Raw genomic sequence first — 13,316 nt, forward strand, 5'->3', positions numbered from 1 at the left:
CGGCGCCTGGGCGGGGGTGACGACGCGATGAGGCCGATGAAGAAGCGGGGCGTGTGGCTCGCGGCGGCGATGGTCCTGCTCGCGCTCGCCGCGTGGCTGATGTCGCGCGGGGACAAGGAGAAGCCCACGGTCCGGCCCCGGAAGATCGAGTTTCCGCGCTACCCGAAGCCGGCAGAGGTGGAGCGCGCCAGCCGTCGCCGCACGCTGCCGCCGCTGTCTGCACCGCCGCCCGGCGTCGAAGCGCCGCAATGGAAGCGCGACCCGGTGCTCGCCGCCCTGCCCGCCGATCCGAAGCGCTCGGCCATGGTGTTCGAGATCGAGGCGCTCAAAGAGTCGCCGATCATGCAGATCTGGCTCGATTGCATGCTGTCGCGCGGCGACGAGCGCGCCGGCGTCGCGCGCTTGAAGGACCGATACGGGATCGATGTGCTGGAAGACGTGGAGCGCGTCGCCACGTCGAGCACGGGGCTCATGGTGCTCCAGGGGTCGTTCGAGGGCGCAAAGTTCGAGCGCGAGCGATGGACCACGCGGACGTACGGGGAGAAAGGCATCCTCTACGAGGAGAAGGATACGGGCAGGGTCGTCGCGACGTGGGGGCCTGACGTCCTGCTCGTGGACCCGCGCGCCGAAGCCGGCCTCGTCGAGGATGCGATCGATCGGCTCGAATCGACCGATCCCACGCAGGGATCCATCCTCCAGGAACACCAGGCCTACAGCGACGTTTATGGAGTCCTCTCGCCCGACGATCTCTCGAGGATGCTGCCGTCGGACCAGGACAATCTCGCCGAGCGGATCCGAGAGACCGTAGAGCGGGTGGAGATCCACGTCGACGCTTCGGAGGATGTCGCCGTCGTCGCCGAGGTCGCCGGCCCCGCTGGCCAGGAGATGGAGGACCTGTCGAAGCTGTTCGGCGCCGCGCTCTCCATGGGGCGGCTCAACGCGAAGCGCGAAGACAACGACGAGCTCGCCGAGCTGCTCGACCACGCGAAGGTGGAGACGCAGACGCGGCGCCCTCCCTGGGCGAGCAAGCCGGAGGAGCAGCGCTTCTCGGTCGACGTGGCGCTGCCCGTCGAGCTGCTGAAGAACCTCGGCCCGTGTCGTCGAGACCGGCGCGATCCGGACCGCGACGGCGAGGCCGAGCCAGCGCCGCCGCGGTGACGCGCGCAACGCCTCGCGAGCCGCACATCCCTCAGCGACACCCTATCAAGGCGGGGATGGCCGTGGCGATGCGGTATCAGAGCGGCTGATACAGCTGGATCAGGTTTCCGCAGGTGTCCGAGAACACCGCGATCATGACCGGGCCCATCGGCGTGGGCTCCTGGGTGAACGCGACCTGGCGCTCCTTGAGGCGAGCGAACTCGGCCTTGAGGTCCGACACCTCGAACGCGGTGAGCGGGATGTTCTGCGCGAACATCGCTTGTTGAAATGTCTTCGCCGCCGGGTTGGCGTTCGGCTCCAGGACGAGCTCCAGGTCGTCGGGGCCCTCCGGCGAGACAACGGTGATCCACCGGTACTCCCCGACCGGGAAATCGCTCTTCTTCTTGAAGCCGAGCACCTCCGTGTAGAACTTGAGCGCGCGTGTCTGGTCCTCGACCATGATGCTGTTGAGCTTGATCCTCATCGATCGCCTCGCTGAGCTGACGGTTCGGGCCGACTCTGCCAGGGCCGCCCGGCTCACGCTTCTCGAAAACTGCGAAACGCGCCCGGCGGCAGCCGGCCCATCAGGGTGAGACAGCCGGGGACGAGCTCCCACGGGAGCCTCCCCGGCACCTGCACCATCGCGCGCACGCGGCGCCGGTACGCCGACGGCGGCACGCCGATCCGCTGCGCGAACAGCGCGCTGAAGCTGCCGAGGCTGGAGAACCCGACCTCCATGCACACGTCGGTCACCGAGTGATGTCCTGCCGCCAGGAGCTGCTTGGCCAGATCAAGGCGCCGCCGGATGCGGTACTGGTGCGGGGTCACGCCGAACACCGCCTCGAACTGCCGGATGAAGTGGTAGGGTGAGATCGCCACCTCCCGCGCCACGTCCTCGATCGACAGCCTCGACTCGCGCACCTCGGAGAGCAGGTCCCGCGCCCGGCAGAGGTTTCTGAGCGCGTCATGTCCGAGCAGCATCGCCGGCGACCAGGATAGAGCGTGGCGGCGGCTGGCTCAAGCGACCTCACCGGGGGGCCGCACCAGGGGCCGCTCCGCGCGACGGGCCGCTCAGACGAGCAGTTCGGGGTCGGGAAAGGCGAGGAACCAGGCCGACCGGGCCGCGCGCGCCACAGAGCGAGTGTACCGCCGTGGCCGAAATCGCAGGTTCATTGTCTTTTGGGACAGACGCGCCGTCTGGTACCCACTGGCGGGGCGCCGGCGGCGCGGCCGCGGGCCGCCCGCGGGCTCGGGCGCTGCGCCGCCGTGACGGCGCTTCGTGACGTCCCGAGCCAGCCCCAAGCAAACCCGGGAGGAGCCAATGAATGCGATCGAGCTTCCCGAGATTCCGGACAGCACCCTTTGCGCGGAGGCGACCGAGCACGCCAGGGCCGTCAGCGCCCCGTTCCTCTTCAACCATGTGGCGCGCACGTACGTCTTCGGCGACGCGCTGGGGCGGCTCCGGGGGCTGTCGTACGACCGCGAGCTGCTCTATCTGGCGTGTGTGTTCCACGATCTGGGCCTCACCGACTCGGCCCCCGTCGAGACGCGCTTCGAGGTCGAGGGGGCCGACGCGGCCAGGGCTTTCCTGGCCGCGCGCGGGGTCGGCGCGCGCGAGCAGGAGGTCGTCTGGGACGCGATCGCCCTGCACACCACCATGGTGACACCCCAGCGCAAGCGCCCCGAGATCGCCCTCTGCCAGATGGGCGCGGCCATCGACGTCGGCTACGCGCCCCGGGCGCTCCTGCCCGATCGGCTCGTCGAGGAGGCGCTCGGGCGCTATCCGAGGCTCGGCTTCAAGGAGGCGATGACCTCCGCGCTCTGCGGGCTGCTCCGCCGAAGCGAGGCGGCGGCCACCTCGCCCGTCGTGGCCGACGTCGGCGAGCGCAGGCTCGACCGGTTTCGACCCATCCACTTCTGCGACGTCATCGCGGGCGCGGCGTTCGACGAGTAGCGCTATCAGGAGCTCGAAGAGCTTCAGAGCGCGAACAGAAAATCGACGAAGGAGCGGGTCGCGCCGTCGAGGCCGAAGTACTTCTTGCCGGCGGCGGGCTCGATCACGAAGTATTCGTCCTTGGCGTGGGCTCCAGAGCCGTGGCCGAGGCCGACGTGGCCGGCGGGGAGCTCGAGCGGCTTTCCAGTGAAGAGGTAGCCGGGCCAGGAGCCGGCGAGGCGCGGCCAGATCACCGGGTCGAGGCCCGCGGCCTTGTAAACGGCGAGCTCGGTCTGGATGGGCCGCGCCTCGAGCGCGGTGTCCGTCGGGTCGTAGCTGCCGATGTTCTTGATAACGATGTCCTTGTAGCCCCGCCTGTCGAGGTGCTTGCGCAGCTTGGCGAGCACGTCCTTGGCGGTCATGTCGGGCACCAGCCGGATATCCATCTTGGCGAAGGCGCGGTGCGGCAGGATGGTCTTGGAGCCCTCGCCGATGTAGCCCGCGTAGAGGCCGTCGATGTTCACCGACGGGCGCGAGACGTAGCGCTCGAGCATGGCGCGCTCGTCGAGGTCGTTCACCCACCTGTCCACCCCGAAGACCCTCTTCCAGTCGGCCTCGTCCCAGCGCGCCGCCAGGTCGTCGAGCAGCTTCTTCTGCTGGCTCGAGACCGGGCGCACGGCGTCGGTAAGCCCGTCGATCATCGGCTCGTTGCCGTCCGCCGAGACAAGCGTGCCGAGCGCCTGCACCAGCCGCCAGGCCGGGCTGTCGACGACCACCTTCATGCTGGAGTGGATCTCCCCGTCGCGCGGGCCGCGCCCCCACGCCTTGCCGCTCGCCTCCAGCTCGACGTAGACGATGCCCTTCGCGCCCAGGACGACGTTGACCGTGCCCGACAGTGATTGGTCCGCCGCCGGCATCATCACGCCCTGGCATTTCTCGAGCGCCCTCATCACTTCATCGTTCCACACCACCTGCGAGAAATGCGGCGAGCCGAGCTCCTCTTCCCCCTCGGCGACCACCACCAGGTTGACCGGCAGCTTCGAGCCGGCGGCGCGCACTGCGTGCAGCGCGGCCAGGAACGCCCCCTGCGGCCCCTTCTGGTTGACCGCGCCGCGCCCCACGATGACCTTGCCGACGCCCGCCTTGTCGACCAGCTTGGCGGCGAAGGGCGGTGAGGACCACTCCTTCTCCTCCACCGGCTGTACGTCGTACATGAAGTAGAAGCCCATGGTCTGCTTCGCGCCGGCGTCGAGCGTCGCGAAGATGCCCGGGTGTCCGTCGGTCTTCATCTTCTTGACCGTTCCGAAGCCGGCGTCGCGCAGGAGATCCATCGTCAGATCGCAGCACTCGGTGATGCCGACGTTCTGCGCCGAGATCGACGGCTGCTGGATCCAGCGCTGGATGCGCTCGATCGACTGCCTCCGCTGCTCGGTGATCTTGTCATATACCGGCGAGAGGTCGGCGGTCTTGCCGCTCGCGCCCCTGGCGAGGCGGGGAAACGAGGCGAGCAGTCCGGAGGCCGCGGCGCCGGCGATGAAGGTGCGGCGATCGATGTCCAGCATGGCGCGCAGCTTAATGCGCGCCGGCCGGGAGCGGTCCTCCCCCTGCCTTCGTGGACACCCCGACGTCACCGGGAGGCATCGATCAAACGGAGAAAGAGGAGGGGGTTCACGCCTGGGTGCAAGGCCGAGGCGGTACGGCAGGCGAGGGCAGGCGCGCAGAGCATCGTCGATGGCTTCGCCTAGGGAGCGGAGAATCCAGCGGAATTGATGCTCTCTCGCTCGGGTCGGCTGATGGCCATCGCGCCGGCGAACGGGCCTCTGCCACGGGCGTGATGCTCGGCTCATCGCCGACCCGAGCGCGCCGGGGTGTTCGGGCGCGTCGAGGGGGCCCTCGGCAGGGCTTGGTGGCTGCGCCGCGCCGTCTTTGATGCATCCTGCTGCGCGCCCCTGCGGCCGCGTCCGCTGGGCGATGGGCAGACGCAGCCTCCGGCGGAGAGGCAGGGCGCCGGATGGGCGATGGCCATCGGGCGCGTGAGCGAGCCGTCGTCCTGCTGGAGCGAAAAGCGGCCTACAGCAATCCTCTACATGGAGCGCCAACACACACACAGTGGCTCTTGGGAGGGCGCCGTGTCGTCCATCGTCATGTCATGGCCGTCGGCTCAGGACAGTGACATAGAAATGCTGGTTCAGGCGCCGCAGCCCGGGTGAGTATGTTGTTGACATAGTGTCGCTTTTCAGGAGGAGAGCGGGCGCATAGGGAGCCCTCTGTCGCCTCATGTGAGCGATCTGAACTGCCCTTGACATTTCTGGGTCGCTTTGATTTTTTTTTGCTTCCATCTCGAGCCGATACAATCTTCCGGCCATAAGCGCAGAGCGCGGGGGAAATTATGAGTCACTCATCGTTCACGCTCATTCGCGTGATCTGCTGCCTTCTCGTTGCGATCACAGCCGGCTGCTTGGACGGCAAAGCGCCGCTCGACGACGCTCCCCAACCAGCTGCCATTCCGGATGTATCCTTTCAAGGGCCATGCGACGGGCCAGCCCTAGCTCACGTGCGGGTCGATCGCTCGAAGAAGGCGCCAGATGTCGGCGCGGTTATGTTTGCGGCAGCGGGTGATATTTGCCTTCGTGTCTCGACCGGCGGGGAGAAGGGCCACGCGTCGGCCGCGGCATGGATCACCTTGGATACGTCGCTGCGTGTCGCTTCGCCCGACGCCTTCAACGGCAGGCCCGCGGCCTTCAACGTGCTCGTCCGTGGATTGTACGACGGAGAGCACCGCCTGGAGGTTCGAGTCGCGTCGAAGCCTGGAACGTTCGTCGACGTCGAGATAGTCGACCTGGTCGACCCGGCCGATCTCGAGACGGGCGGCGACCCGGTGACAGGCACGGTCGGTCCCACCGGAGGCGTTGTATCCTCGAGCGGCGGTCCAGGGCTCATTTCTATTCCCCGTGACGCGCTCTCGGCACCGACGGCCATCACGATCGCGAAGTTAAGCGACGCTGTGGCCGCCCGCCCTCTCCCCGACGGTCTGGTCCTCGTCGGTGGCGTGGAGCTCCTGCCGGAGGGCACGGTCTTCGATGCCCCTGCCCTCGTCCTCGTCCCGCTCACGCGGCGCTTGACGCCGGGGCGACCCCTGACAGCCCTTTATTATGACCCGGCGCAGGGAGCGTGGGTGCGCTCCCTCATGTCCTCGGGGGAGTACGCCAGCGCCATGGTAACGTCGGATGGGGCCCACGCCGCGTTCCTCGTGGACCACTTTTCGTCTCATGCGGTCGCCCTTCCCGAGCTGCCGGAGCTCGATCTCGTCCAGATCGGCACCGTTCGAAGCGCAATTCACGTGTGCCCCATCAACTTCGATTTCGGCGTGTGGGACGGCCCTCCGGTCAACAATATCTTCGGCACCGCCTATAGCGACCCGATCTTCCGGCACGGCGTCTTCACGGACGTGTTCGAGCAGGTCCTGCTCCGGCCGACGGTGGGCGACGGCGGGGCGCATTACGCCATCGCGGCTCAGATCCTCGCGTCCGCGCGCAACGAGCTCGCGTCCAACGCCGATCTCCTCTATTCGCAGGCTCTGCTCAGCAAGCACGTCAATCGGGGACTGCGGGGGCTGTGGGGCTGGTACGCCGACCAGCCGGCCTCCTTCAAGCATACGACCTTCGCGAACGTTCAGGCGCGGTTCAGCAAGCTATCCGCAGCGTTTCAACTCGTCGCCGTCGGCGCGCAACTCGACGAGGGCGCCGCTCAGGTGGAGCTGCTCTGGATCCTCTCGCAGGCCGCCGACCTGACGCGCATCGAGGTGATGAAATCCTACCTCGATTCGATAGGGCTGAGCGCCGATCCGTCCGTAATGGCCGGATTCGAAGTGGCGGCAGACCGCGTTGAGGCTCGTCACGACGCGCAGATGAACGAGTTCGTGGTCGCGGTGGCGAAGGCGGCTGAGCACGGGGTCGTGACCGTCGACACGCTCCTGGAGGCTGGATTGACGATCGGCCTGCCCGCCGTGATCGTCGATTCTCTCGTGAAAGCGAAGCTCATCACGCAGGCGGCGGGCACCAAGCTGGCAGCAGCTGCAGGGCTCGCCCTCGATCTGGCCCTCGGGAATGGGGATGCGCACCGGCGATCGAGCACCATATGCGCGCTGTCGACGCTCTACGCCTACGGCCTCGAGCGGGCAGACGTGAAGGTCGACGGCGTGGAGCTGGCCGAGCTCAAGTATATTGCCTTCGCGGAGCTCGCGCGCGCGGCGTCGTCGTTCGTCGAAGGAGAAGAACTCGGCTTCACCAACTGGCTCGTTTACCTGGCCGTGGATCCTTTTGTCGGCGGCCAACGGGACGCGACGATCACCTTCTGGAGAGATGCGGCGAGCACCGCTGAAGCAGGGCTGCGAGCGCTGGCGAGCATGAAATATAACCTCGACACCGAGCCGATGCAGACGACCGTCGACGACGAGCTCCCGTCGGTGTCGTTCGCGTGCACGTCCGACGCGTCGATTACAAAGCAATCATGCGGCACCGAGCTCGTGGGGTGCTACGCCGGGCCTCAGGGCAGCTGGTTCTGGACCTATAGCGTCAGCGTTCCTGACTGCACGGCGACGTTCACCATCTCGGCCCCGTCGAGCGGCGAGCAGCCCGTGTACGCCGAATACTTCGCCTTCTGTGACCAGTCGCGCGCGGTGCGCTACGGCGTGGAAGACGACTTCAAGTCGTCGGAGGTGGTCATCGACCAGTGGGCGTCCACGCTGACGTCGCGCACGTCGCTTTTGGGGACGTTCCATTTCACGTCGGGCCAGTCGTACAAGGTGCATGTGTCTGACCATGACCCTCTTGGCTATCAGCCGACTCCGGCGGCATGCCAGGCGGCCGGCGGCGCCCACCACATCAACGTGAACATCGATCGCGTGACGTTCACCGCGCAGGCCAAGCCGGCGGCCGCCGTGCAGGCGTCGGACCGCGAGGCGATCCGGGAGGATGGCATGAGCATCCTTGCCTGGCCGTTCGAATCAAAATCGTGGAGGCGCGTCGAGGGGAGCCCCTATCATGGGTGCTCCGATGCGACCGCGGACGACTGGAACACGACGCTCGGCGGCTGCGACACGGAGATCACGATGGGGCCTATGCGCTTGCGCTCTGCGATCAGTGGGATCATTCGATTCGCGGGCAAGAGTGCGAACGATCCTGGGAGGGGGTATCAGCTCATCATCGAGAGCTCCAGAATACCCGGATTTTTTGTGGGCTACGCTCATCTGGCCCCGTTCGATGCCACGGGGATGGTCGGCCAGACCGTGGCTGCGTCCGGCGAGCTTCCGGTGGTGGTGGGCGACACCGGGACAGATTGTGCGCACCTTCATTTGAGTGCGTGGCGCCGTGTCCTCGATCCGGCGGCGCGCGCGCGGGTCCTCGATGGTCGTAGCCCCGACGGATATACATGCAGTGTTTCAAAATACGCCGCACCGTTCGAGCTGAACCAAGAATGGTGAGCGAACCCTCTGCGCGCTAAACCCGGCGTTAAATGTGCGACGAGCTCCGCGCGGCAATCTCGTTGGACGACGAGGTGCTAGCCTCTGACCTCTTCGTCCCCGTCTCCTGGAGGCGGAGGGCGCTCGCCCGCGGCGACCTGGAGCTCGCGGACGATCGAGAGGAGCGCTGGACAGCAGAAGCGCTCGACCACGGAGCCGTCGGGCGCGAGCTCGAAGCTCGGCGGCTCGCCGTGCACCGGGCAGGCCACGTCGGCGTACCTCGACTCGAGATCTTTCAGGACGCTCTCGTCGACCTCGCGGACCTCGCCGTTCGCAGCCGCCCCTTCGTTCCCGTAAGTTGACATGCGGCGCACGGTAGCACGAAGGGCGCCGCGCCTCGCGCGCTGCCCGGGCGCCTGGGCGACCTCTGCCATCGACCCAGGGACGTCGGCGCCTCGCGGCCTCAACGATCGCGGAGCCGTGACCAGACCGGCTGCCCGAAATCGAGAGGACAAAATAGCAGCGCCGCCGGGCGCCTCGGGGGATTAGGCGGAGGCCGCCGGCGGAGCTGGTCCAGGACTAAGCATTCTCCGTACCAGGTGCCCCCTTCGGAAAATCCCCTACTTATGTCTCGGGCGCCGATCCGGCGGGTTTCGGTTCTGCGAGGATCCGGCTTGCACGGTTGCAGGATTGCGACGGCGTTCGCCCTCTTCCGTGACCGCCCCGTCGCCGGCTAGCGTCGGCGACATGAACCGCCTGCGCACGACCCCCGCCGTCACCCTGGCGCTGCCGCTGCTCGCGGCGTGCAGCGCCCCCGCGTCGAGGCCGCTGGACAAGCCGGCCGCGTCCCCGGCCGCCGCGACCTCGCTGCACGCCGCGCCGGAAGCGCCCCCAGGGCCGGGGCGGCTTCGTTATCCGGCGGCCGCGAAGCGGCCCGTGGCGAGCGAGTACCATGGCACCCGGGTCGTCGACGACTACCAGTGGCTGGAGGACGCGAGCTCCCCCGAGGTGGAGCGCTGGGTCGCCGAGCAGAACCAGCTCTCGCGCGCCTACCTCGACGCCGTGCCGGCGCGCGGCGCCATCCGGGCGCGCGTGCAGGAGATCCTGTCGGCGACCTCCGCGAACCACTACGCGCTCGACGAGGCCGGCGGGCAGATCTTCGCGCTCAAGAACCAGCCGCCGAAGCAGCAGCCTTTCCTCGTCGTCCTGAGCTCCGTGAACGACCCCGCCTCCGCGCGGACCCTCGTCGATCCAGAGGTCATCGACCCGAAAGGGCACACGACCATCGACTGGTTCGTCCCTTCGCGCGACGGCAAGAAGGTGGCTGTCTCCCTGTCCGAAGGCGGCACCGAGAGCGGCACCGTGCGCGTCTACGACGTGGCGACAGGCAAGGAGACGGGCGACACCGTCCCTTACGCGAACAGCGGCACCGCGGGCGGCAGCCTGGCGTGGACCGGCGACGGGAAGGGGTTCTACTACACCAGGCACCCTCGGCCCGGGGAGCGCCCGCGAGAGGACATGGGCTTCTTTCAGCAGATCTACTTCCACAAGCTCGGTACGCCGGACAAGGACGACAAGTACGCGCTCGGCAAGGAATTCCCCCGCATCGCCGAGGTGGAGCTCACGACGAGCGAGAGCGGCAAGCTCGTGCTCGCCAGCGTGCAGAACGGGGATGGAGGCGAGTACTGGCACTATCTCCTCGACGCTTCGGGCAAGTGGACGCGCTTTGCCGACCTGCCCGACAAGGTCATCCGGGTCGTGTTCGGCGCCGACGACCGGCTCTACCTCCTGTCGCGCAAGGACGCGCCGCGCGGCAAGGTGCTGCGCCTCTCGCCGGGCAAGCTGGACCTCGCCAGGGCGGAGCTCGTCGTGCCCGAGAGCGAGGCGGTGATCCAGGACTTCTTGCCCACGACAGCGCGGCTCTACGTCCGCGATCTGCTCGGCGGCCCGTCGCAGGTCCGCGTCTTCGATCTGAAGGGCAAGGCGCTCGGGGCGGTGCCGATCCCGCAGGTCTCCTCGGTGCGGCAGCTCGTGCGTACGCAAGGCGACGACATGCTCTTTCGCGGCGTGAGCTACACCGAGCCGGCGGCCTGGTTCGCGTACTCGGCCAGGGACGGCAAGGTGACGAAGACGCCGCTCGCGATGACGGCCCCTGTCTCCTATGCCGACGTGGACGTCGCCCGGGAGGCGTGCGCATCGAAGGATGGGACCAAGGTTCCCATCAACATCCTGCGCCGGAAGGGCACACCCCTCGACGGGACCGCGCCGGCGCTCCTCACGGGATACGGCGGCTACGGGACGAGCATGGCTCCCGGGTTCAACCCGCTCTGGCGGCTGTGGTTCGACCAGGGGGGCGTGGTCGCGATCGCCAACCTGCGCGGCGGCGGCGAGTTCGGGGAGGCGTGGCACCGCGGCGGCAACCTCACGAGGAAGCAGAACGTCTTCGACGACTTCGCGGCGTGCGCGCAGCACCTCGTCGACGAGCGGATCACGAGCCCACAGCGCCTCGCCATCCTCGGCGGCTCGAACGGCGGTCTGCTGATGGGAGCGCAGCTCACGCAGCACCCGGAGAGGGTCAAGGCGGTGGTGTCGCACGTCGGGATCTACGACATGCTCCGGGTGGAGCTCACGCCGAACGGGGCGTTCAATGTGACCGAGTTCGGCACGGTGAAGGATCCCGAGCAGTTCAAGGCGCTCCACGCCTACTCGCCGTATCACCACGTCGAGGCGGGCACCGCGTATCCGGCGATCCTGTTCCTGACCGGCGCGAACGACCCGCGGGTGGATCCATGGCATTCGCGGAAGATGGCGGCGCGGCTGCAGGCGGCCTCGTCGGGCTCGGCGCCCATCCTGCTCCGGGCGAGCGGCTCGACGGGCCACGGGGCCGGGACGCCGCTCTCGGAAGAGATCGAGCAGCAAGCCGACGTGTTCGCGTTCCTCTTCAAGGAGCTCGGCCTCGGCGCCCCGCCCGCCAAGGGGGACGCGGCGCCGCGGTGATGGAACGGCCGCGGTCCGGGTGCTGCGCGCTCGGTCCACCAGGCTGACAGATCCCCTCACGCTGTTGGCATTTGGGCGGGAAAATGAACAGGGAGGCGGGGAGACAGGGAGAGCTGTGGAATTTGGCTCCCCTTCTCCCCGCCTCCCTGTTTGATTTTCTCGGAGAATTCGAGGGAATTCTTCAGTCTACCAGGTGGTGAAGTAAGCCCACGCCTCATTGCCGGCGGAGGCCTGGAAGCAGTATCCACCGTTCCGCTTCGCGGGCAGGGTGACGTTGCCGCCGTTGCACGTCACGGCCGTGCCGTTGACCGCGAAGGTGCGGCCGCCCGCGAAGTTGCCGCAGTTGGCGCCGCTCAGGCTCGCCGTGGTCTCGAAGCAGCGCGCGCCGGTGCCGAGGTTGCCCGAGCTGTAGCTCGCGCTCGAGTACACGGTGGGCCCCGTGCACAGGCTGCTGCACGGCGCCGTCCCGGTGCTGGGCTGGCAGACGCCGGCCACGCAGCTCAGGCTTGTGCAGTCCGCGCCGGTGACGCACGCCTTGCCGTTCGCGCAGTCGGCCGTGCACGTGCCGCCGCAGTCGACGTCCGTCTCGGTGCCGTTCTTGACGCCGTCGGTGCAGGTCGGCGCGGTGCCGCCGTTGATCACGCTCACGCCGAGGCCCTGGAGCCACGTCGTCACCGGGTAGCGCGCCGCGGTGTCGAGCCGCGTGTGCCAGTTGGTCTGCGAGGGGGCCGGGCCGCTCCAGCCGGACGGGAACGTGTAATAGGCGTTGACGCCGACGACCACGAGGTCGGTCGCGCTCTGGCGATAGAGCGGGCCGCCCGAGTCGCCGGGGCACAGGCTGGCATAGCTGGTGCTGCTGGCATAACCCGGCGTGAGCACGTACGCCGCCGCGACGTCGTTGATCGTGGGGCCGGAGACGTACGAGCCAGGGTGATCCAGGATCGAGGCAGGCGCCGCGTTGAGGTTCTGGAGCTTGAACAGGCCGCCGCCCCCGCCGCTGGGGTCCTCGCAGCCATAGCCGGTCGCCACGACGGGATCGCCCACCGCGACCGGCGCTCCGTCCACCACGGCCGCCGGGATCGTCGGCGAAAGCTCGTTGACGACGACCACCGCGAGGTCGGGCGCGTTCCCCGGGTTGAGGACGTTGACCCCGCAATCGGTCGCACCCCCCGCCAGCGCGGCGGCGCAGACCTCGAGCCACTTCGGGTGGATGTATGTCTGCTGGATCGTCAGGTTGACGTACGGCGAGATCGGGGGCGTGTTGTCGGCGCTGACCGAGTAGGAGCCGCCCGGCCCGTAGCCCGCAGCCACGGTGGCAGCGTATTCGTCATCCACGCAGTGAGCCGCGGTGAGGAAGTGACGCGGTCCGACCTTCGCCGCGGTGCAGCCCGGGCCGAGGACCGTCGACGGATACTGCGATTCGAGCGCCGGCTGCCCGCCGATCAGCGCGTCGTCCGCCGCGCCGATCTCCTCGGAGGTCTCGTCGTAGCCCTCCACGCTGCAGGCGACCAAGCACAATGAGAGCAAAGCATATACAGGTGCGCGCACTGGTTGCTTCTCCTGTCGCCCCGAGTGTCTCGACGCCCCGCGCCCCCGCGTCGTATCGGTGCGACGGAGAGTGTTTATGGCGACGGTTGGCGCGCTTCCAACTCGAATGCATCATGGACCTCATGCAAGGCGTGCATGCCGTCGCCAGATCGCCACGACCGCGTCGCAGGAGCCAGGGGCCGGAGGCCAGCCGAAGGAGCGCCGCCCGCGCCCCCGCGGGCCACGGCGCCCCGGCGCCTC

9 protein-coding genes are annotated in these 13,316 nt (G+C 68.2%); 4 read left to right on the plus strand and 5 right to left on the minus strand.

The genetic code is table 11. From position 1 onward, the window contains the following. Positions 1–27: 27 nt before the first annotated feature. A complete protein-coding gene (locus WMF29_RS04065; protein ID WP_437327573.1) occupies positions 28–1,158 on the plus strand; it encodes a hypothetical protein in 1,131 nt (376 codons plus the stop codon). Between the two features lie 76 nt (positions 1,159–1,234). Here the strand turns inward: WMF29_RS04065 and WMF29_RS04070 are convergent, their stop codons facing one another. Beyond that, positions 1,235–1,621, minus strand: a complete 387-nt coding sequence (locus WMF29_RS04070; RefSeq protein ID WP_437327574.1) for a VOC family protein — start codon at positions 1,619–1,621, stop codon at positions 1,235–1,237. Between the two features lie 53 nt (positions 1,622–1,674). After that, positions 1,675–2,118 carry a helix-turn-helix transcriptional regulator gene (locus WMF29_RS04075; protein WP_012233393.1) on the minus strand — a complete coding sequence of 148 codons (444 nt, stop codon included), beginning with the start codon at positions 2,116–2,118 and terminating at the stop codon, positions 1,675–1,677. A gap of 340 nt (positions 2,119–2,458) precedes the next feature. Between WMF29_RS04075 and WMF29_RS04080 the strand changes: the two genes are divergently transcribed. Then, on the plus strand, positions 2,459–3,091 hold the full coding sequence (locus WMF29_RS04080) for an HD domain-containing protein (RefSeq protein WP_437327575.1): 633 nt from the start codon (positions 2,459–2,461) through the stop codon (positions 3,089–3,091). A 23-nt stretch (positions 3,092–3,114) separates the two neighbouring features. Here WMF29_RS04080 and WMF29_RS04085 read toward each other — a convergent pair whose 3' ends face one another. Then, positions 3,115–4,632, minus strand: a complete 1,518-nt coding sequence (locus tag WMF29_RS04085) for a M20/M25/M40 family metallo-hydrolase (RefSeq protein ID WP_437327576.1) — start codon at positions 4,630–4,632, stop codon at positions 3,115–3,117. Positions 4,633–5,624: 992 nt separating this feature from the next. Between WMF29_RS04085 and WMF29_RS04090 the strand changes: the two genes are divergently transcribed. Beyond that, positions 5,625–8,552, plus strand: a complete 2,928-nt coding sequence (locus tag WMF29_RS04090; protein ID WP_437327577.1) for a hypothetical protein — start codon at positions 5,625–5,627, stop codon at positions 8,550–8,552. Between the two features lie 77 nt (positions 8,553–8,629). On the opposite strand, the gene WMF29_RS04095 is transcribed toward WMF29_RS04090, so the two are convergent. After that, positions 8,630–8,896 carry a hypothetical protein gene (locus WMF29_RS04095; RefSeq protein WP_437327578.1) on the minus strand — a complete coding sequence of 89 codons (267 nt, stop codon included), beginning with the start codon at positions 8,894–8,896 and terminating at the stop codon, positions 8,630–8,632. Between the two features lie 382 nt (positions 8,897–9,278). On the opposite strand from WMF29_RS04095, the gene WMF29_RS04100 reads away from it, so the two are divergent. Next, positions 9,279–11,528 carry a prolyl oligopeptidase family serine peptidase gene (locus tag WMF29_RS04100; RefSeq protein WP_437327579.1) on the plus strand — a complete coding sequence of 750 codons (2,250 nt, stop codon included), beginning with the start codon at positions 9,279–9,281 and terminating at the stop codon, positions 11,526–11,528. A gap of 186 nt (positions 11,529–11,714) precedes the next feature. On the opposite strand, the gene WMF29_RS04105 is transcribed toward WMF29_RS04100, so the two are convergent. Further along, a complete protein-coding gene (locus WMF29_RS04105) occupies positions 11,715–13,046 on the minus strand; it encodes a trypsin-like serine protease (protein ID WP_437327580.1) in 1,332 nt (443 codons plus the stop codon). Positions 13,047–13,316 lie beyond the last annotated feature (270 nt).

It is taken from the genome of Sorangium sp. So ce381 (genome assembly GCF_051473845.1).
GTDB lineage: Bacteria > Myxococcota_A > Polyangia > Polyangiales > Polyangiaceae > Sorangium > Sorangium atrum.